Origin of the sequence: Pantoea sp. USHLN298, from assembly GCF_037149395.1 — a bacterium.
In the GTDB taxonomy this organism is placed as follows: domain Bacteria; phylum Pseudomonadota; class Gammaproteobacteria; order Enterobacterales; family Enterobacteriaceae; genus Pantoea; species Pantoea astica.
Genome location: NZ_JBBCRO010000007.1, coordinates 1 through 18,951, shown reverse-complemented (window position 1 = coordinate 18,951; position 18,951 = coordinate 1). Strand labels below are relative to the sequence as shown.

Annotated in this window: 31 protein-coding genes; 25 read left to right on the top strand and 6 right to left on the bottom strand. The window is 52.1% G+C overall.

Annotated elements, in window-relative coordinates; translation table 11 throughout:
• The first annotated feature begins 7 nt into the window (after window positions 1-7).
• From rplX to WFK59_RS17920, 19 genes are all read left to right on the top strand, one after another.
• A complete protein-coding gene (gene rplX, locus WFK59_RS18010) occupies window positions 8-322 on the top strand; it encodes a 50S ribosomal protein L24 (RefSeq protein WP_003850150.1) in 315 nt (104 codons plus the stop codon).
• A gap of 14 nt (window positions 323-336) precedes the next feature.
• Window positions 337-876: a 50S ribosomal protein L5 gene (gene rplE / locus WFK59_RS18005; protein ID WP_031376676.1), complete on the top strand. Its 540-nt coding sequence runs from the start codon at window positions 337-339 to the stop codon at window positions 874-876.
• A gap of 14 nt (window positions 877-890) precedes the next feature.
• Window positions 891-1,196 (top strand): 30S ribosomal protein S14, encoded by a 306-nt coding sequence (rpsN, locus tag WFK59_RS18000; protein ID WP_094121646.1) that lies wholly within the window; start codon window positions 891-893, stop codon window positions 1,194-1,196.
• Between the two features lie 32 nt (window positions 1,197-1,228).
• On the top strand, window positions 1,229-1,621 hold the full coding sequence (gene rpsH, locus WFK59_RS17995; RefSeq protein ID WP_031376675.1) for a 30S ribosomal protein S8: 393 nt from the start codon (window positions 1,229-1,231) through the stop codon (window positions 1,619-1,621).
• A 12-nt stretch (window positions 1,622-1,633) separates the two neighbouring features.
• Entirely contained in the window at window positions 1,634-2,167 is a 534-nt protein-coding gene (gene rplF, locus WFK59_RS17990; protein ID WP_003850161.1) for a 50S ribosomal protein L6, read from the top strand.
• A gap of 9 nt (window positions 2,168-2,176) precedes the next feature.
• Window positions 2,177-2,530 carry a 50S ribosomal protein L18 gene (gene rplR, locus WFK59_RS17985; protein ID WP_031376674.1) on the top strand — a complete coding sequence of 118 codons (354 nt, stop codon included), beginning with the start codon at window positions 2,177-2,179 and terminating at the stop codon, window positions 2,528-2,530.
• A gap of 14 nt (window positions 2,531-2,544) precedes the next feature.
• On the top strand, window positions 2,545-3,045 hold the full coding sequence (gene rpsE, locus WFK59_RS17980) for a 30S ribosomal protein S5 (RefSeq protein ID WP_003850164.1): 501 nt from the start codon (window positions 2,545-2,547) through the stop codon (window positions 3,043-3,045).
• A gap of 5 nt (window positions 3,046-3,050) precedes the next feature.
• Window positions 3,051-3,230, top strand: a complete 180-nt coding sequence (gene rpmD / locus WFK59_RS17975; RefSeq protein WP_031376672.1) for a 50S ribosomal protein L30 — start codon at window positions 3,051-3,053, stop codon at window positions 3,228-3,230.
• Between the two features lie 3 nt (window positions 3,231-3,233).
• The gene (rplO, locus tag WFK59_RS17970) at window positions 3,234-3,668 is read left to right on the top strand and encodes a 50S ribosomal protein L15 (protein ID WP_009087579.1); all 435 of its coding nucleotides are present in this window, start codon (window positions 3,234-3,236) and stop codon (window positions 3,666-3,668) included.
• 7 nt (window positions 3,669-3,675) lie between these two features.
• Window positions 3,676-5,007 (top strand): preprotein translocase subunit SecY, encoded by a 1,332-nt coding sequence (gene secY, locus WFK59_RS17965; RefSeq protein WP_003850175.1) that lies wholly within the window; start codon window positions 3,676-3,678, stop codon window positions 5,005-5,007.
• A 32-nt stretch (window positions 5,008-5,039) separates the two neighbouring features.
• Entirely contained in the window at window positions 5,040-5,156 is a 117-nt protein-coding gene (gene rpmJ / locus WFK59_RS17960) for a 50S ribosomal protein L36 (protein ID WP_004160566.1), read from the top strand.
• Between the two features lie 146 nt (window positions 5,157-5,302).
• Window positions 5,303-5,659 (top strand): 30S ribosomal protein S13, encoded by a 357-nt coding sequence (gene rpsM, locus WFK59_RS17955; protein ID WP_003850176.1) that lies wholly within the window; start codon window positions 5,303-5,305, stop codon window positions 5,657-5,659.
• Window positions 5,660-5,675: 16 nt separating this feature from the next.
• Window positions 5,676-6,065 (top strand): 30S ribosomal protein S11, encoded by a 390-nt coding sequence (rpsK, locus tag WFK59_RS17950; RefSeq protein ID WP_004160563.1) that lies wholly within the window; start codon window positions 5,676-5,678, stop codon window positions 6,063-6,065.
• 33 nt (window positions 6,066-6,098) lie between these two features.
• On the top strand, window positions 6,099-6,719 hold the full coding sequence (gene rpsD / locus WFK59_RS17945) for a 30S ribosomal protein S4 (RefSeq protein ID WP_008927131.1): 621 nt from the start codon (window positions 6,099-6,101) through the stop codon (window positions 6,717-6,719).
• A 25-nt stretch (window positions 6,720-6,744) separates the two neighbouring features.
• Window positions 6,745-7,734 (top strand): DNA-directed RNA polymerase subunit alpha, encoded by a 990-nt coding sequence (locus tag WFK59_RS17940; protein ID WP_003850179.1) that lies wholly within the window; start codon window positions 6,745-6,747, stop codon window positions 7,732-7,734.
• 40 nt (window positions 7,735-7,774) lie between these two features.
• Window positions 7,775-8,161 (top strand): 50S ribosomal protein L17, encoded by a 387-nt coding sequence (gene rplQ, locus WFK59_RS17935; protein ID WP_009087575.1) that lies wholly within the window; start codon window positions 7,775-7,777, stop codon window positions 8,159-8,161.
• A gap of 109 nt (window positions 8,162-8,270) precedes the next feature.
• Complete coding sequence (locus WFK59_RS17930; protein WP_233986958.1) at window positions 8,271-8,642, top strand: DUF1992 domain-containing protein; 372 nt, start codon at window positions 8,271-8,273, stop codon at window positions 8,640-8,642.
• A complete protein-coding gene (gene zntR / locus WFK59_RS17925; RefSeq protein WP_233986959.1) occupies window positions 8,643-9,059 on the top strand; it encodes a Zn(2+)-responsive transcriptional regulator in 417 nt (138 codons plus the stop codon).
• A 14-nt stretch (window positions 9,060-9,073) separates the two neighbouring features.
• On the top strand, window positions 9,074-9,382 hold the full coding sequence (locus WFK59_RS17920) for an alternative ribosome-rescue factor A (protein WP_293000516.1): 309 nt from the start codon (window positions 9,074-9,076) through the stop codon (window positions 9,380-9,382).
• Here the strand turns inward: WFK59_RS17920 and mscL are convergent.
• The 5 genes from mscL to def all read right to left on the bottom strand — a co-directional run bounded on the left by mscL (window position 9,353) and on the right by def (window position 14,097).
• Window positions 9,353-9,763, bottom strand: a complete 411-nt coding sequence (gene mscL, locus WFK59_RS17915; protein WP_031376667.1) for a large-conductance mechanosensitive channel protein MscL — start codon at window positions 9,761-9,763, stop codon at window positions 9,353-9,355. The two genes, WFK59_RS17920 and mscL, sit on opposite strands and share 30 nt — an antisense overlap.
• A 110-nt stretch (window positions 9,764-9,873) precedes the next feature.
• Window positions 9,874-11,250, bottom strand: a complete 1,377-nt coding sequence (gene trkA, locus WFK59_RS17910; RefSeq protein ID WP_233986961.1) for a Trk system potassium transporter TrkA — start codon at window positions 11,248-11,250, stop codon at window positions 9,874-9,876.
• Between the two features lie 18 nt (window positions 11,251-11,268).
• On the bottom strand, window positions 11,269-12,570 hold the full coding sequence (rsmB, locus tag WFK59_RS17905; protein ID WP_336756697.1) for a 16S rRNA (cytosine(967)-C(5))-methyltransferase RsmB: 1,302 nt from the start codon (window positions 12,568-12,570) through the stop codon (window positions 11,269-11,271).
• Window positions 12,571-12,619: 49 nt separating this feature from the next.
• On the bottom strand, window positions 12,620-13,564 hold the full coding sequence (gene fmt / locus WFK59_RS17900; RefSeq protein WP_336756696.1) for a methionyl-tRNA formyltransferase: 945 nt from the start codon (window positions 13,562-13,564) through the stop codon (window positions 12,620-12,622).
• 20 nt (window positions 13,565-13,584) lie between these two features.
• The gene (gene def / locus WFK59_RS17895) at window positions 13,585-14,097 is read right to left on the bottom strand and encodes a peptide deformylase (protein WP_233986964.1); all 513 of its coding nucleotides are present in this window, start codon (window positions 14,095-14,097) and stop codon (window positions 13,585-13,587) included.
• Window positions 14,098-14,212: 115 nt separating this feature from the next.
• On the opposite strand from def, the gene dprA reads away from it, so the two are divergent.
• The 6 genes from dprA to WFK59_RS17865 are packed head-to-tail and all read left to right on the top strand — an operon-like array spanning window position 14,213 to window position 17,998.
• On the top strand, window positions 14,213-15,328 hold the full coding sequence (dprA, locus tag WFK59_RS17890; RefSeq protein ID WP_336756694.1) for a DNA-protecting protein DprA: 1,116 nt from the start codon (window positions 14,213-14,215) through the stop codon (window positions 15,326-15,328).
• On the top strand, window positions 15,300-15,773 hold the full coding sequence (gene smg, locus WFK59_RS17885; protein WP_069729811.1) for a DUF494 family protein Smg: 474 nt from the start codon (window positions 15,300-15,302) through the stop codon (window positions 15,771-15,773). Before dprA ends, smg begins: the two co-directional genes overlap by 29 nt.
• Window positions 15,774-15,797: 24 nt before the next feature.
• Window positions 15,798-16,343, top strand: a complete 546-nt coding sequence (locus tag WFK59_RS17880; RefSeq protein ID WP_094121637.1) for a DNA topoisomerase family protein — start codon at window positions 15,798-15,800, stop codon at window positions 16,341-16,343.
• Window positions 16,344-16,349: 6 nt separating this feature from the next.
• The gene (tsaC, locus tag WFK59_RS17875; protein ID WP_233986967.1) at window positions 16,350-16,922 is read left to right on the top strand and encodes an L-threonylcarbamoyladenylate synthase type 1 TsaC; all 573 of its coding nucleotides are present in this window, start codon (window positions 16,350-16,352) and stop codon (window positions 16,920-16,922) included.
• A 3-nt stretch (window positions 16,923-16,925) separates the two neighbouring features.
• Window positions 16,926-17,744 (top strand): shikimate dehydrogenase, encoded by an 819-nt coding sequence (gene aroE / locus WFK59_RS17870; RefSeq protein WP_233986968.1) that lies wholly within the window; start codon window positions 16,926-16,928, stop codon window positions 17,742-17,744.
• Window positions 17,741-17,998, top strand: a complete 258-nt coding sequence (locus tag WFK59_RS17865) for a DUF1488 domain-containing protein (protein WP_233986969.1) — start codon at window positions 17,741-17,743, stop codon at window positions 17,996-17,998. Before aroE ends, WFK59_RS17865 begins: the two co-directional genes overlap by 4 nt.
• Here the strand turns inward: WFK59_RS17865 and WFK59_RS17860 are convergent.
• The gene (locus tag WFK59_RS17860) at window positions 17,965-18,519 is read right to left on the bottom strand and encodes a gamma carbonic anhydrase family protein (RefSeq protein ID WP_233988117.1); all 555 of its coding nucleotides are present in this window, start codon (window positions 18,517-18,519) and stop codon (window positions 17,965-17,967) included. The genes WFK59_RS17865 and WFK59_RS17860 overlap by 34 nt on opposite strands.
• Window positions 18,520-18,951: the final 432 nt, after the last annotated feature.

Here is an 18,951-nt window from a genome sequence, read left to right as displayed (position 1 = left end):
GCGAACAATGGCAGCTAAAATCCGTCGTAACGACGAAGTTATCGTGTTAACCGGTAAAGATAAAGGTAAGCGCGGTAAAGTTAAGAATGTCCTGTCTTCTGGTAAGGTCATCGTTGAAGGTATCAACCTGGTGAAGAAACATCAGAAGCCGGTTCCGGCTCTGAACCAACCAGGTGGCATCGTTGAAAAAGAAGCTGCAATTCAGGTTTCTAACGTTGCACTGTTCAATGCGGCAACTGGTAAGGCTGACCGTGTAGGCTTTAGATTCGAAGACGGCAAAAAAGTCCGTTTCTTCAAGTCTAACAGCGAAACTATCAAGTAATTTGGAGTAGTACGATGGCGAAACTGCATGATTACTACAAAGACGAAGTAGTCCAGAAACTCATGACAGAGTTTGGCTACAATTCTGTCATGCAAGTCCCTCGGGTCGAGAAGATCACCCTGAACATGGGTGTTGGTGAAGCGATCGCTGACAAGAAACTGCTGGATAACGCAGCAGCTGACCTGGCAGCAATCTCCGGTCAAAAACCGCTGGTCACCAAAGCACGCAAATCAGTTGCAGGCTTCAAAATCCGTCAGGGCTATCCGATCGGCTGTAAAGTAACTCTGCGTGGCGAACGCATGTGGGAGTTCTTTGAGCGTCTGATCACCATTGCTGTTCCACGTATCCGTGACTTCCGTGGCTTGTCCGCTAAGTCATTCGATGGTCGTGGCAACTACAGCATGGGTGTACGTGAGCAGATCATCTTCCCAGAAATCGACTACGACAAAGTCGATCGCGTTCGTGGTTTGGATATTACCATTACCACTACTGCGAAATCTGATGATGAAGGCCGTGCTCTGCTGGCTGCCTTTGACTTCCCGTTCCGTAAGTAAGGTAGGGTTACTTAATGGCTAAGCAATCTATGAAAGCACGCGAAGTTAAGCGTGCAAAATTAGCAGACAAATTCTTCGCTAAACGCGCTGAACTGAAAGCGATCATTTCTGATGTGAACGCTTCCGACGAAGATCGTTGGGGTGCCGTTCTGAAGCTGCAGAGTCTGCCGCGTGATTCCAGCCCTTCACGTCAGCGTAACCGCTGCCGTCAAACAGGTCGTCCGCACGGTTTCCTGCGGAAGTTTGGGTTGAGCCGTATCAAGGTCCGCGAAGCCGCCATGCGCGGTGAAATCCCGGGCCTGAAAAAGGCTAGCTGGTAATTGTCACCAATTGAATCACGGGAGTAACACAGATGAGCATGCAAGATCCGATCGCGGATATGCTGACCCGTATCCGTAACGGTCAGGCCGCGAACAAAGTTGCGGTCACCATGCCTTCCTCCAAGCTGAAATTGGCAATTGCCAACGTTCTGAAGGAAGAAGGATATATTGAAGATTTTAAAATCGAAGGCGACACCAAGCTGGAACTGGAACTGACTCTTAAGTATTTCCAGGGCAAAGCGGTTGTGGAAAGCATTCAGCGAGTAAGCCGTCCTGGTCTGCGCATCTATAAGAAAAAAGATGAGCTGCCAAAGGTAATGGCTGGTATGGGCATCGCTGTAGTTTCTACATCTAAAGGTGTCATGACTGATCGTGCAGCGCGCCAGGCAGGTCTTGGTGGCGAAATTATCTGCTACGTAGCGTAATCGGAGGATACTATGTCTCGTGTTGCTAAAGCACCTGTCGTTGTTCCTGCCGGCGTAGAGGTAAAACTCAACGGTCAGGTAATTTCGATTAAAGGTAAAAACGGCGAGCTGACTCGTACTATCAATGATGCTGTTGAAGTTAAGCATGCTGACAACGCTCTGACTTTCGCCCCGCGCGAAGGTTTCGTTGACGGCTGGGCGCAGGCGGGTACGTCTCGCGCGCTGCTGAACGCAATGGTTATCGGTGTTACCGAAGGCTTCACTAAGAAGCTGCAGCTGGTTGGTGTAGGTTATCGTGCAGCCGTTAAAGGCGACGTGGTTAACCTGTCTCTGGGCTTTTCTCATCCAGTCGATCACCAGCTGCCCGCAGGTATCACTGCAGAATGTCCGACTCAGACTGAAATCGTGCTGAAAGGCGCTGATAAACAGCTGATTGGTCAGGTTGCAGCTGACTTGCGCGCCTACCGTCGTCCTGAGCCTTATAAAGGCAAGGGTGTCCGTTACGCCGACGAAGTCGTGCGTACCAAAGAGGCTAAGAAGAAGTAAGGTAACACTATGGATAAGAAATCTGCTCGTATCCGTCGTGCGACCCGTGCACGTCGCAAGCTCAAAGAGCTGGGTGCTACTCGCCTGGTGGTACATCGTACCCCGCGTCATATTTACGCACAGGTAATCGCCCCGAACGGTTCCGAAGTTCTGGTCGCTGCTTCTACAGTAGAAAAAGCTATCACTGAACAACTGAAGTATACCGGTAATAAAGAAGCCGCAGCTGCAGTAGGTAAAGTTATTGCAGAACGCGCAATCGAAAAAGGCATCACTGGTGTTTCTTTCGACCGTTCCGGTTTCCAATATCATGGTCGCGTCCAGGCACTGGCAGATGCTGCCCGTGAAGCTGGCCTTCAGTTCTAAGGTAGAGGTCTAAGATGGCACACATCGAGAAACAAGCTGGCGAACTGCAGGAAAAACTGATCGCGGTAAACCGTGTATCTAAAACTGTTAAAGGTGGTCGTATTTTCTCCTTCACAGCACTGACTGTGGTAGGCGATGGTAACGGTCGCGTTGGTTTTGGTTACGGTAAAGCGCGTGAAGTTCCAGCAGCGATCCAGAAAGCGATGGAGAAAGCCCGTCGCAACATGGTTAACGTCGCGCTGACCAACGGCACCCTGCAGCACCCAGTTAAAGGTGCACACACGGGTTCCCGCGTGTTCATGCAGCCGGCTTCTGAAGGTACCGGTATTATTGCCGGTGGTGCAATGCGCGCCGTCCTGGAAGTCGCTGGAGTTCATAACGTTCTGGCAAAAGCCTATGGTTCCACCAACCCGATTAACGTGGTTCGTGCAACTATCGACGGCCTGGGCAATATGAAATCTCCGGAAATGGTCGCTGCTAAGCGTGGTAAATCCGTTGAAGAAATTCTGGGGTAATCACGATGGCTAAGACTATTAAAATCACTCAAACCCGCAGTGCTATTGGCCGTTTGCCTAAGCATAAAGCCACTCTGGTTGGCCTGGGTCTGCGTCGTATTGGCCACACCGTTGAGCGTGAAGATACGCCTGCAGTACGCGGTATGGTTAACGCGGTTTCCTATATGGTTAAAGTGGAGGAGTAAGAGATGCGTTTAAATACTCTGTCTCCGGCCGAAGGGTCTAAGCACGCTACCAAGCGTCTGGGTCGTGGTATCGGTTCTGGCCTCGGAAAAACCGGTGGTCGTGGTCACAAAGGTCAGAACTCACGTTCTGGCGGTGGCGTACGTCGCGGTTTCGAAGGTGGTCAGATGCCTCTGTACCGTCGTCTGCCGAAGTTCGGTTTCACCTCTCGCAAAGCAATGATCACCACAGAGATTCGTCTGTCTGATCTGGCGAAAGTTGAAGGCGGTATCGTCGACCTGAACGCGCTGAAAGCAGCCAACATTGTCGGTGTTCAGATTGAATTCGTTAAAGTAATTCTTTCTGGTGAAGTTTCTGCACCGGTAACGGTTCGCGGTCTGCGTGTCACCAAAGGTGCACGTGCTGCAATCGAAGCTGCTGGCGGTAAAATCGAGGAATAAGTAGCAGATGGCTAAACAACCGGGATTAGATTTTCAAAGTGCCAAAGGTGGCTTTGGTGAGCTGAAACGCAGACTGCTGTTTGTAATCGGCGCACTGATTGTCTTCCGAATTGGCTCTTTCATTCCAATCCCTGGTATTGATGCCACTGTACTTGCCAAACTGCTTGAGCAACAGCGTGGCACCATCATTGAAATGTTCAACATGTTCTCTGGTGGTGCTCTCAGCCGTGCTTCTATTTTCGCACTGGGTATCATGCCGTATATTTCGGCATCAATTATTATTCAGCTATTAACGGTGGTTCATCCAGCGTTAGCGGAAATTAAGAAAGAAGGGGAGGCTGGCCGTCGTAAGATTAGCCAGTACACCCGATACGGTACGTTGGTATTGGCCATATTTCAGTCAATCGGTATTGCTACCGGTTTACCGAATATGCCAGGGATGCAGGGCCTGGTGATGAATCCAGGCTTTGCCTTCTATTTTACCGCTGTTGTGAGTCTGGTCTCAGGGACAATGTTCCTGATGTGGCTGGGCGAACAGATTACTGAGCGCGGTATCGGTAACGGTATTTCGATCATTATCTTCGCAGGTATTGTTGCGGGTCTCCCGCCGGCCATTGGCCATACCATCGAGCAAGCGCGGCAAGGTGACCTGCACTTCCTTCTGTTGCTGTTGGTTGCAGTACTCGTATTCGCCGTGACCTTCTTTGTTATTTTCGTTGAGCGTGGTCAACGCCGCATTGTGGTGAACTATGCAAAACGTCAGCAAGGTCGTCGTGTATACGCTGCACAGAGCACACATTTACCGTTGAAAGTGAACATGGCGGGCGTAATCCCGGCTATTTTTGCTTCCAGCATTATTCTGTTCCCGGCAACGATTGCATCGTGGTTCGGGGGCGGTACCGGTTGGAACTGGCTGACAACAATTTCGCTGTATTTGCAGCCAGGACAGCCGCTTTATGTGCTACTCTATGCGACTGCAATCATCTTCTTCTGTTTCTTCTATACGGCGTTGGTTTTCAACCCACGTGAAACAGCAGATAACCTGAAGAAGTCTGGTGCATTCGTACCGGGAATTCGTCCGGGAGAGCAAACGGCGAAGTACATCGATAAAGTTATGACGCGTTTAACCTTAATCGGTGCGCTGTATATTACTTTTATCTGCCTTATCCCGGAGTTCATGCGTGATGCGATGAAGGTTCCCTTCTACTTTGGCGGTACGTCACTGCTTATCGTAGTTGTCGTCATCATGGACTTTATGGCTCAAGTGCAAACTCTGATGATGTCAAGTCAGTACGAGTCGGCATTGAAGAAAGCTAACCTGAAGGGCTACGGCCGTTAATTCAGGTGGTTGAGAAGTTACGGAGAGTAAAAATGAAAGTTCGTGCTTCCGTCAAGAAATTATGTCGTAACTGCAAAATCATTCGTCGCGACGGTGTCGTCCGTGTGATCTGCAGCGCCGAGCCAAAGCATAAACAGCGCCAAGGCTGATTTTGTCACATATTTTTCTTGCAAAGTCGGGTTGAGCTGGCTAGATTAGCCAGCCAATCTTTTGTATGTCAGTGCGTTTCCATTTGAGTATCCTGAAAACGGGCTTTTCAGCATGGGACGTGCTTATTTAATTATAGGAGTGCATAGTGGCCCGTATAGCAGGCATTAACATTCCTGATCAAAAACATACCGTTATCGCATTAACTTCGATCTTCGGTATCGGTAAAACTCGTTCTAAAGCCATCTGCGCTTCAACGGGTATTGCTGAAAATGTTAAGATCAGTGAGCTGTCTGAAGAACAAATTGATCAGCTGCGTGATGCAGTTGCGAAATTCGTTGTAGAAGGTGATCTGCGCCGTGAAATCACCCTGAGCATCAAGCGTCTTATGGACCTTGGTTGCTACCGTGGTTTGCGCCATCGTCGTGGTCTCCCGGTTCGCGGTCAGCGTACCAAGACCAACGCACGTACCCGTAAGGGTCCGCGTAAACCGATCAAGAAATAATCGGGGTGAGTAAATAATGGCAAAGGCACCAGTTCGTGCACGTAAGCGTGTAAGAAAACAAGTCTCAGATGGCGTGGCTCATGTCCATGCTTCTTTTAACAACACCATCGTTACCATTACTGATCGTCAGGGTAACGCACTGGGTTGGGCAACCGCCGGTGGTTCCGGTTTCCGCGGTTCACGTAAATCCACTCCGTTTGCTGCTCAGGTCGCTGCAGAGCGCTGTGCAGAAGCGGTAAAAGATTACGGTATTAAGAACCTGGAAGTTATGGTTAAGGGTCCGGGTCCGGGTCGCGAATCTACGATTCGTGCCTTGAACGCCGCTGGTTTCCGCATCACTAATATTACTGATGTGACTCCGATCCCTCATAACGGTTGTCGTCCGCCGAAAAAACGTCGCGTATAACGCCCGTTTTTTTAGGATAGTTGGAGAAAGAAAATGGCAAGATATTTGGGTCCTAAGCTCAAGCTGAGCCGTCGTGAGGGCACTGACTTATTCCTTAAGTCTGGCGTTCGCGCGATTGATTCCAAGTGTAAGATCGAACAAGCGCCTGGTCAGCATGGTGCGCGTAAACCGCGTCTGTCTGATTACGGCGGTCAGTTACGTGAGAAGCAGAAAGTTCGTCGTATCTACGGCGTGCTGGAGCGTCAGTTCCGTAACTACTATAAAGAAGCAGCACGTCTGAAAGGCAACACAGGTGAAAACCTGCTGGCTCTGCTGGAAGGCCGTCTGGACAACGTAGTTTATCGTATGGGCTTTGGTGCCACTCGTGCGGAAGCACGTCAGCTGGTGAGCCATAAGTCTGTTCTGGTAAATGGCCGCGTTGTTAACATCGCTTCTTATCAGGTATCTCCGAATGATGTCGTTAGCATCCGTGAGAAAGCCAAAAAGCAATCTCGCGTGAAGGCCGCTCTGGAGCTGGCTGAGCAGCGTGAAAAGCCAACCTGGCTGGAAGTTGATGCGACTAAGATGGAAGGTGTGTTCAAGCGTATTCCTGAGCGTACTGATCTGTCTGCGGACATTAACGAACACCTGATCGTCGAGCTTTACTCTAAGTAAAGCTTAGTACCAAAGAGAGGACACAATGCAGGGTTCTGTGACAGAGTTTCTAAAACCGCGCCTGGTAGATATCGAGCAAGTGAGTTCGACGCACGCCAAGGTGACCCTTGAGCCTTTAGAGCGTGGCTTTGGCCATACTCTTGGTAACGCACTGCGCCGTATTCTGCTTTCTTCCATGCCGGGTTGCGCGGTGACCGAGGTTGAAATTGATGGTGTACTACATGAGTACAGCACCAAAGAGGGCGTACAGGAAGATATCCTGGAAATCCTGCTCAACCTGAAAGGGCTGGCGGTAAGAGTTCAGGGTAAAGATGAAGTCATTCTGACCCTGAATAAATCTGGCATTGGCCCTGTGACTGCAGCCGACATTACCCATGATGGTGATGTCGAAATCGTCAAGCCTCAGCACGTGATCTGCCATCTGACCGATGAGAACGCTGCTATCAGCATGCGTATCAAAGTTCAGCGTGGTCGTGGTTATGTGCCGGCTTCTGCCCGAATTCATTCGGAAGAAGATGAGCGCCCAATCGGCCGTCTGTTAGTTGATGCTTGCTACAGCCCTGTAGATCGTATTGCCTACAATGTTGAAGCAGCGCGCGTCGAACAGCGTACCGACCTGGACAAGCTGGTCATCGAAATGGAAACCAACGGCACAATCGATCCTGAAGAGGCGATTCGTCGTGCGGCTACCATCCTGGCAGAACAACTGGAAGCTTTCGTTGACTTACGTGATGTACGTCAGCCGGAAGTGAAAGAAGAGAAACCAGAATTCGATCCGATCCTGCTGCGCCCTGTTGACGATCTGGAATTGACTGTCCGCTCTGCTAACTGCCTTAAGGCAGAAGCTATCCACTACATCGGTGATCTGGTACAGCGTACCGAGGTTGAGCTGCTTAAAACGCCTAACTTGGGTAAAAAATCTCTTACTGAGATTAAAGATGTGCTGGCCTCACGTGGTCTTTCTCTGGGCATGCGCCTCGAGAACTGGCCGCCGGCAAGCATTGCTGATGAATAACCCGATCACAGGTTAAGGTTTCACTGAGAAGGATAAGGTCATGCGCCATCGTAAGAGTGGTCGTCAACTGAACCGCAACAGCAGCCATCGTCAGGCTATGTTCCGTAACATGGCTGGCTCTCTGGTTCGTCATGAGATCATCAAGACGACTCTGCCGAAAGCCAAAGAGTTGCGCCGCGTAGTTGAGCCGCTGATTACTCTTGCCAAGACCGACAACGTAGCTAATCGTCGTCTGGCATTCGCCCGCACTCGTGATAACGAGATCGTGGCAAAACTGTTTAATGAGCTGGGCCCGCGTTTCGCGAGCCGTGCCGGTGGTTACACTCGCATTCTGAAGTGTGGCTTCCGCGCTGGTGACAACGCTCCGATGGCATACATCGAGCTGGTTGATCGTCCAGAAGCTCAAGCAGAAGCAGCCGCAGAGTAATCTGTAGCAATGTAAAAAACCCGCTTCGGCGGGTTTTTTATTGCCCGGAATTTACTATCTTTAGGTCTTATCATCAGGTTGCGCTATCTGGAGAGCAGAGGAGTTGACCATGTGGTTGATTGATCAGCTTGCAGAACAACACATCAAAGCCGCGCTGGATAAGGGAGAGCTGAGCCAGTTGCCCGGTGAAGGCAAGCCGCTTCAGCTTGATGACGACAGTCATGTCCCGCCAGAGCTTCGTGCCGGTTATCGGCTGCTAAAGAATGCCGGTTTTCTGCCGCCCGAACTGGAACTACGTCGTGAAGCGATCGAAGTTAACGATCTGATTCGCCAGCTTGATCCTGCCGATCCGCGCTATCAGGATCATTGCCGCCGCCTTAAAGTTCTGGAGCTGAGGCTACAGCAGGCCGGTATGCGCACCGATTTTCTGCACGGTGACTATGCCGACGCCATCCAGCAACGTTTTTCTCAGGAGAAATAGATGTACAGAATTGGTCAGTTGGCAAAACTTGCCGATGTAACGCCCGATACTATCCGTTTCTACGAGAAGCAGCAGATGATGGACCATAACGGGCGTACGGAAGGCGGTTTTCGTTTATACAGTGAAAATGATCTGCAACGGCTTAAATTTATCCGTTACGGTCGTAAACTCGGCTTCAGCCTTGAAGCTATCAGAGAGCTACTTTCCATTCGCGTTGACCCGGCACACCATACGTGTCAGGAGTCGAAGTCGATCGTTGAAAAACGGCTTGGGGAAGTTGCGGAGATGATTGCTGAATTAGAATCAATGCAGCGCTCGCTTCAGCATCTGTCAGATGCCTGCTGTGGTGATAGTCACAGTAGCGTTTCGTGCTCAATTCTTGAAGCGCTTGAACGAGGAGAAGGGATCAGCAGTTAGGGATATTGTTTTTTTTGTGCAAAGGAATAAAGTATCTCGCTATTCCAACAGGAGGAATCATGAGTAAATATCAGCACACCAAAGGGCAGATACGCGATAACGCGATTGAAGCACTGTTACACGATCCACTGTTCCGGCAGCGCATAGAACAGAAGCAAAAAGGGAAAGGAAGTTTTAAACGGAAAGAGAAACACGCTAAGGGACAGAACTGGGAGGCCAGTGATAAGACAGCATCTTATCACTGGCCTTCTGCTTTCAGCGGGAAAAAAACCGCCTGGCAGGCGGCTTATTATTTAAACCCGGGTATTCTGCTGCTTCAGTAAGTCACGAATTTCAGTCAGTAAGACTTCTTCATTCGATGGCTTAGCCGCTGGCTTTTCGACTTCTTTTTTCGTATAGAGACGGTTCATCAGTTTAATCGCCATGAAAATGGCAAAAGCAATGATGACGAAGTCGAAGATTGTCTGCAGGAAAACACCGTACTGCATGACAACAGCAGGCGTATCGCCCACCGCAGGTTTAAGTACCCAGCTGAACGATTTGAAATCAACGCCACCAATCAGCAGCCCGAGCGGCGGCATAATGATGTTGGCGACGAGCGACGACACGATCTTACCAAACGCGGCACCGATAATTACACCCACCGCCAAATCCACCACGTTGCCGCGCATTGCAAAATCACGAAACTCTTTGAATAAACTCATACTTATCTCCTTGCCCTGGCCAATGCCCTAAAGTCTAACAAACCCTGCTGTTTTTGCCATAAGCTCAGGGAATTAAGCGGCAGTTTCCCGCTGGGTTTATCCCATTGCTGTTACAGGAAGAAAGGGCTCGGCTGGAACAGGCGTTCCACATCTGACACAAACTTTTTGTCAGTCAGGAACATGATGACATGATCGCCTTGCTCAATACGCAGGTTGTCATTGGCTATCATCACATCATCACCGCGCACCACCGCACCGATAATGGTGCCAGGCGGCAGTTTGATATCATCGATGGAACGTCCGACAACGCGGGAGGTAGTTTCGTCGCCGTGGGCGATGGCTTCGATGGCTTCAGCGATGCCGCGCCGCAGGGATGAGACGCCAACGATATCGGCTTTACGCACATGACCCAGCAAAGCAGAAATGGTGGCCTGCTGTGGGGAGATTGCGATGTCGATGACGCTGCCCTGGACCAGGTCGACATAAGCGCGGCGCTGGATCAGCACCATCACTTTCTTCGCCCCCATCTTTTTCGCCAGCATGGCTGACATGATGTTAGCTTCATCATCATTGGTGACGGCGATAAACAGATCGACCTGCTCAACATGCTCTTCTGCCAGCAACTCCTGATCCGACGCATCACCATAGAAAACGATCGTGTCCTGAAGATGCTCCGCCAGTTCCGCCGCGCGTTGCGGATTACGTTCAATCAGCTTCACGCTGTAATTTTTTTCCAGCCGCTGCGCCAGGCCGAAACCGATATTGCCGCCGCCGACCAGCATAATGCGTTTATAGGGTTTCTCCAGACGCTGCATTTCACTCATCACCGCACGAATATTCTGGCTGGCAGCGATGAAAAACACTTCATCACCCGCTTCCACAATGGTTGAACCTTGCGGGCGAATAGGGCGGTCCTGACGAAAAATGGCGGCGACGCGGGTGTCAATGTGCGGCATATGCTCGCGCATGATGGAGAGCGGATTACCCACCAGCGGTCCGCCATAGTAGGCTTTGACTACCGCCAGGCTGACTTTGCCTTCTGCAAAGTTCACCACCTGTAACGCGCCCGGATACTGGATCAGACGATAGATATTGTCGATCACCAGCTGCTCGGGTGAGATCAAATGATCGATCGGTACCGCTTCAGGGATAAAAAGTTTATCGGCGTCACGCAAGTAATCCGCAGCGCGGATCCGGGCGATCCGGTTAGGCGTGTTGAAGAGCGAATAAGCGATCTGACAGGCGATCATATTGGTTTCATCGGAGTTGGTAACGGCAACCAGCATATCGGCATCTTCTGCGCCTGCTTCTCGCAATATCCGTGGATGGGAACCGTGACCCTGCACCACACGCAGATCGAATTTATCCTGCAAATGACGTAAGCGCGAAGAGTCAGTATCGACCACCGTGATATCGTTATTCTCACCGACCAGGTTTTCTGCCAGCGTGCCGCCGACCTGTCCTGCACCCAGAATGATTATTTTCATCGCTTATCAACGCTCATATCAATTAGCATCCGGTTTTTTTATCAGCTTAGCGTAGAAGAAACCATCTCCGCCCTCGGCCTCAGGAAAGACCTGCCAGCCATTAGCTGGCGCATCCTGCAGCGGCTTCGCTTCGGCATCCGGCTGACGCTGTAAAAAGGCCTCAATTTGCTGCTGATTCTCTTCAGGCAGAATCGAGCAGGTGGCGTAAATCAGGGTGCCACCAGGTTTGAGGTGGGGCCAGACCGCATCCAGAATTTCGCGTTGCAGCTTCGCCAGTTCAGCGATGTCACGATCGCGACGCAGCCATTTAATATCCGGATGACGGCGAATGACGCCCGTTGCTGAGCAGGGCGCATCCAGCAGAATACGGTCAAACTGACGTTCGCCGCACCACTGCTGTGGCGTGCGTCCATCACCCTGTTTCACCTCAGCCTTCATCCCCAGACGCTGAAGGTTTTCTTCAACGCGCTTGAGACGCTGTGCATCCACATCTACCGCCAGCACCTGAGCTTCGGGCGCCACCTCAAGAATATGTGTTGTTTTGCCGCCCGGCGCGGCACACAGGTCGAGAATCTGCTCACCATTCTGCGGCTCCAGCAACAAGGCGCAACGCTGGGCGGAGAGATCCTGAACGGTTACCCAGCCCTGATCGAAGCCCGGTAGCTGGCTGACCGATGCCGGCGATTCAAGACGCAGGGCATCCGGCACGTCTGCTGCGGGATGGGCGAGCTTGCCGCTTTCAGTCAGCATCGCCAGCCAGCCATCACGGTCGTGATGCTGACGGTTAACGCGCAACCACATTGGCGGGCGCAGATTGTTCGCTTCAACGATCTGCTGCCATTGTTCCGGCCAGGCGTGCTGTAACCGCTTTAACAGCCAGCCCGGATGCAGATAGCGCTGCGGGCCATCCTGAATGCTGGCAAGCAGCTCTTCTCTCTGGCGTTGATACTGGCGTAAAACACCGTTAAGCAACCCTTTCAGGCTGGTGCGTTTCAGTACTTCCGCGCCAGCCACGGTTTCAGCCAGCGCCGCATGAGCGGGAACGCGGGTATATTCCAGCTGATAGAGGCCGACCATGATCAGGTAATGCAGAACACGCTGTTTGCCGGTCAGAGGACGCTCCATCAGCTTGCCAATTAAGGCCTCAAGCTGCGGCAACGTACGCAACACACCAAAGCAGATCTCCTGCACTAAAGCGCTGTCTTTGTCAGAAAGTTTTTTCTGCGCCGCTGGTAATGCCGTATTAAGCGATTCGCCTTTATCGACAACGCGCTCAATGAGCTGAGCGGAGAGGCTACGCAGGTTGGTTGATTTATTCATAGGATTTTGTCATCAAACAAAAAGCCCGGTGCATGACCGGGCCAGAGAGTCAGTCGAGAAGGGTTCCAGCTTCAAACCATTCCCGGCGCGAGTTGAGAAGATCCTGAGCCGACATCGGTTTTTTACCGGCGGGCTGCAACTGCAACAGATTAAGCACACCCTGAGCGGTCGCCACCTGGATGCCATGTTTGTCAGCACGGATGATTTGACCGGGCTGATGATCGCTGTGTGGCAACACGCTGGCCTGCCAGACTTTAACCGGCTGGTCATCAACCATGAAGAAACTCATCGGCCAGGGGTTAAAGGCGCGAATACAGCGTTCGAGCTGTTCAGCCGGGAGCATCCAGTCCAGACGCGCCTCTTCTTTACTCAGTTTCTCCGCGTAATTAGCGAGTGATTCGTCCTGTTTTTCGGGTACAGCCTGCTGGCTGGCAACTAAGCTCAGCGTGTCAAGTAAGCCCTGCGGTCCCAGTTGCGCCAGCTTGTCGTACAGTGTCGCGCTGGTGTCCTGTGCCGTAATCGGACAGGTCAGTTTATACAGCATGTCTCCGGTATCTAATCCCACATCCATTTGCATGATGGTGATACCTGTCTCACTGTCGCCAGCCCAAAGCGCACGCTGGATAGGCGCGGCACCACGCCAGCGCGGCAGCAGAGAACCATGCACGTTGATACAGCCAAGACGCGGCATATCAAGTACCGGTTTCGGTAAAATCAACCCATATGCCACCACAACCATCACATCGGCCTGTAAATCGGCGACCAGCTGCTGGTTCTCTTCGGGTCGCAACGACTTAGGCTGATAAACCGGAATATTGTGAGCCAGTGCCAGCGTTTTAACCGGGCCGGGCGTTAACTTATTGCCGCGACCTGCGGGACGGTCAGGCTGGGTGAATACGCCGACTACCTGATGCTCAGAAGCAAGCAGCGCGTCAAGATGACGCGCTGCAAAGTCAGGTGTGCCGGCAAAGATAATTTTTAGCGGGGCAGACACGTTTATCCCTTCTCAGAAACTCAGGAAGCCTGCGCGTTCTGGCGCGCCAGCTTCTCTAACTTTGTTTTGATTCGCTGACGCTTTAAAGGCGACAGATAATCAATAAACAGTTTGCCATCCAGATGATCGATCTCATGCTGAATGCAGATGGCCAGAAGCTCACTGGCTTCCAGTTCAAAGCTGTTGCCGTCACGATCCAGCGCGCGAACCTTGACCCGTTCCGCGCGCGGCACAAAGGCACGCTGTTCAGGGATAGAGAGACAGCCCTCTTCGATACCGGTTTCGCCGCTTTTTTCCAGCAGTTCAGGGTTGATCAATACCAGACGCTCTTCACGACTTTCAGAAACATCAATGACGATGATGCGCTGGTGGATGTCCACCTGTGTCGCAGCAAGACCGATGCCTTCTTCGGCATACATGGTCTCGAACATATCATCAACGATACGCTGAATGTCTGCGTTAACTTCTTTAACGGGCGCAGCGATTTTGCGAAGGCGCTCGTCAGGGAAATGTAATACCTGCAAAACTGACATAAATATCCAGATCTGTATTCGGTTAAGAAAAGATTACTACCTCATATTGTAGACTTTTTGAGGCCTGATTGACAGCATTCTGCGGCAGGAAGCAAGCGGGATCAGGGAGTCAGAGATGGACAAAATAGCGCGCTATGTACGGCTGGCTGCGGTCAGCGGAATGACCGGCAGAGGCTGGATTGAGGTCGCCACCCAACTGGAGGTCGCGGATGGCGATCTGCGGCACACCAGACTGGATGCTGCACAATGCCTGCAGTATCAGGCACTGCCCGAAAAGCAGGTGGATGAGGTACGGCGCTGGCTGACAAGCAGCCCTGACCATCATCTGCTTACCGCTCTGGATGCGGGCTATCCTGTCCGGCTGAAAGAAACTGCGCGCTTTCCGCCCGTGCTGTACATCCAGGGCGATCCCGGCGTACTGAATACGCCTCAGCTTGGTGTGGTAGGCAGCCGTAATAGTTCGCACGCTGGCCGCTACTGGTGCGACTGGTTTACCCAGCAGCTGGCACTTAGCGGGCTGACTATTACCAGCGGTTTAGCGCGCGGGATTGACGGTGTGGCACATCAGGCCGCACTCAATGTGGGTGGCAAAACGGTGGCGGTGTCAGGCAGCGGCCTTCAGCATCTCTATCCGAAGAGCCATCTGCGGCTGGCCGGCGAGATTACAGAACAGGGCGGGGCGATCATTTCTGAATTTCCGCTGGCCACTCTTCCCCATCCACACAATTTTCCACGCCGGAATCGTATCATCAGCGGTTTAAGCCTCGGCGTGCTGGTGGTTGAAGCCTCGCTGAAGAGTGGTTCACTGGTTACTGCTCGTTATGCGCTGGAGCAGAACCGGAATGTTTATGCGCTGCCTGGTGCGCTGGGCAATCCATCAGGCGAGGGCGTTAACTGGCTGATTCAGCAGGGGGCGCTGCTGGTGGCGCATCCGAATAATATCCTGGAGGATCTGGCGAGTGTCCTGAGCTGGTTGCCCGATACACAAACAGACCAAATTTATTCTGATGACAGTGACGATGCTCCATTGCCATTTGCTGATGTGTTGGCTAACGTAGGTGATGATGTTACACCTGTTGACGTTGTCGCTGAACGTGCCGGCCAACCTGTGCCAGTTATCTCAGCTCAGTTGCTGGAACTGGAGTTAGCAGGATGGATCGCAGCTGTACCCGGCGGCTATGTCCGATTAAGGAGGGCATGCCATGTTCGACGTACTCATGTACTTGTTTGAGACATATATCCACAACGAAGCAGAAATGGGTGTTGATCAGGACAGATTGACAGATGACTTGACGGATGCCGGGTTTCATCGTGAAGATATTTACAGCGCGTTGAACTGGTTAGAAAGGTTGGCCGACTATCAGGAAGGGCTGGTTGCGCCAATTTTACTGGCAAATGATCCGCTCTCTATGCGCATCTATACCGATGAAGAGAGCAACCGTTTAGATGCTGAAAGCCGTGGTTTCCTGCTTTTCCTGGAACAAATTCAGGTGCTGAGTCTGGAAACGCGCGAGATGGTCATCGAACGAGTCATGGCGCTTGATACCCCTGAGTTTGACTTAGAGGATCTCAAATGGGTGGTGCTGATGGTGCTGTTTAACATCCCCGGATGTGAAAATGCTTATCAGCAGATGGAAGAACTGCTATTCGACGTCAATGAAGGTATGCTGCATTAAAATTCCTTTCATGCATTCATCGTTATGAGTAAAGCTGCACTCTTCACCGTGCGTAAACAGGATCCCTGCCCCGCTTGCGGGGCAGAACTGGTTATACGCTCCGGCAAACATGGCCCTTTTTTGGGCTGCGCAAATTATCCAGCGTGCGACTATATCCGGCCTTTAAAAAGCCAGGCTGACGGACATGTCGTTAAAGTGCTGGAAGGACACGCCTGTCCGGACTGCGGCGCAGACAAAGTTTTGCGTCAGGGACGCTTTGGCATGTTTATCGGCTGCAGCCACTACCCGGAATGTGGCTATACGGAAACCATCGATAAACCGGATGAAACGACACTGACATGTCCGCAATGTCAGCAAGGTAAATTAGTCCAGCGGCGTTCACGCTATGGCAAAACCTTTCATTCCTGCGATCGTTATCCGGCCTGCCAGTTTGCAGTTAATCTGACACCCGTAGCCGGGACCTGTCCCCATTGTCAGTTTCCGCTATTAGTAGAAAAGAAGACGGCGCAGGGCGTGAAACGCTTTTGTGCCAGTAAGAGTTGTGGCAAAGCCATCGCTGAAGAGAACTGAGACATTATGGATAATCAACATCTCGCCGGCTCCATTGAGCGCTGCGTGAGTCATCTGAATCGCCAGGCGGTGATCGCCTATCCCACTGAAGCTGTGTTTGGGCTGGGCTGTGATCCAGACAGTGAGTCTGCCGTTATGGCGTTGCTGGCGCTGAAACAGCGCCCAGTGGAGAAGGGGCTCATCCTGATTGCTGCTGATTATTCGCAGCTCGAACCCTATATCTCCGATCGCGAACTCTCGGTGATTCAGCGTGAACGGATGTTTGCCTGCTGGCCGGGCCCGGTGACCTTTGTGGTTCCCGTTCCACCGCAGACCCCACGCTGGTTAACCGGGCAGTTTGATTCGCTGGCGATTCGCGTCAGCGATCATCCCGATGTCCAGGCGCTTTGCCGCGCGTTTGGTAAACCGCTGGTTTCTACCAGTGCCAACCTGTCGGGTCAGCCTCCGTGCCGCACGGCCGAAGAGGTTAAGCAGCAGTTTGGGGATGATTTTCCGGTCCTGTCGGGCAAAACCGGTGGGCGGCAAAACCCTTCTGAAATCCGCGATGTCATCAGCGGCGAACTCATACGTCAGGGCTAAATCATGGACCAATTCGCCGTTTTCGGTAATCCAATCAACCACAGCAAATCACCGTTAATCCATCAGGCTTTTGCAGAACAGACCGGGATAGAGCACCGTTATGGCCGGATCTGCGCGCCGGTTGATGGTTTTCCGCAGGCTCTGACGGCGTTTTTTGAACAGGAAGGCCGCGGGGCGAATGTCACTCTGCCTTTCAAACAGCAGGCGTGGGAGTTTGCCGATCGGCTCAGCGATCGGGCTGCCCGTTCGGGTGCGGTGAATACCCTGAAGAAACTCAGCGACGGACAGATTTATGGCGATAACACCGATGGTATTGGCTTACTGAGCGATCTTCAGCGGCTGGCAATGATCAAAACCGGCGATAATGTGTTGCTGGTGGGAGCGGGCGGGGCAGCTCGCGGCGTGATCCTGCCGCTGCTGTCAGCCGGGGTCTCAATGACTATCGTCAACCGTACCTTTGCCCGTGCTGAGGAACTGGCAGAGCTGTTCCGGCAGAATGGCGCAATTAATGCGTGTGGCTTTGAGCAACTGGCAGACAAAACTTTTGATCTGGTCATCAATGCGACCTCAAGCGGCGTAGAGGGAAAAACGCCGCCTCTGCCAGTAACACTTATTCATCCTGAACTGCGCTGTTATGACATGTTCTACCAACGCGGTCTGACCCCTTTCCTGCAGTGGTGTCAGGAGCAGGGTGCGCAACATCTGGCAGATGGATTAGGCATGCTGGTGGGCCAGGCGGCGCATGCTTTTCATTTATGGCACGGCGTAATGCCAGACATCACGCCGGTTATTGCTCAGTTGAAGCAGGCGATGCAGTCGTGAATCAGGCCATCCAGTTTCCCGATGATGAGATTTATGACGCGGCGCGGCAGGCGATCTGTTTTCCGGTGCTGGTTAACGGTATGCGGTTGACCTGTGCCATCAGCGCCGCGACATTACGATCCCGCTTTGGTGAGGAAGACGCGATGACGCTGTTTCAGCATCACCGCTGGGATCTGGAAGAGGAAGCCGAAACGGCGATTCGTCAGGATGATATTGATACTCAGGGCTGGATCTGGTTGTCTTCGCCAGAGTAATCATTTTTCCAGCTGACATAGTTGTTGGCTGAATAGCGTAAACCTTCTTTTTCCTGCTCATTGAGCGGACGAACCTGCCTGACCGGGCTGCCGAGGTAAAGGTAGCCACTCTCCAGCCGTTTACCCGGCGGCACCAGACTTCCGGCACCGATCATCACCTCTTCTTCTACTATTACGCCATCCAGCAGGATTGACCCCATTCCAACCAATACGCGATCGCCAATGGTACAGCCATGCAGCATCGCTTTATGCCCGACTGTCACATCCTGCCCAATAATCAGCGGAAAGCCTTCTGGGTTGGAGGCCGACTTATGGGTGACATGCAGCACGCTGCCATCCTGAATGTTGGTGCGGGCGCCAATGCGAACCTGGTTCACGTCACCGCGAATCGCAACCAGCGGCCAGATGCTGACGTCATCTTCCATAATCACATCGCCGACGACGACGCTACTCGGATCGACCATCACGCGCTGGCCGGTTTGCGGGAAGAGATGTTTATAGGGGCGTAAGGCGGAAGTCATCATGTTCTCCTTGATACTGAATTTATTGCAGCCTGATGTTATTTCAGGCAACTGACAAGCCAATTCTGACCCGGATCGCTGGCGATCTCACCAATCTGGATCATTTATAACCACTCAGGAAAAAGATCCAAAAAAAGGGTTGTGCTCTGAAGCGGGATCCCTATAATGCGCCTCCATCGACACGGAACAACGGCTTACCGGCCGCCGGGTTGAGAGGCACAGGAGACTGCGCCGCCGGAGAAAAACTTCTCAAAAAGAAGTTGACTCTGAAGGAGGAAAGCGTAATATACGCCACCTCGCGACAGACGGTTAACCCGCTGCTCGCACTGCTCTTTAACAATTTATCAGACAATCTGTGTGGGCACTCGCAGGATTGATATCAGCGTCTCCGGACGTAAAAAATATCAAGTCTCACGAGTGAACACATAATGA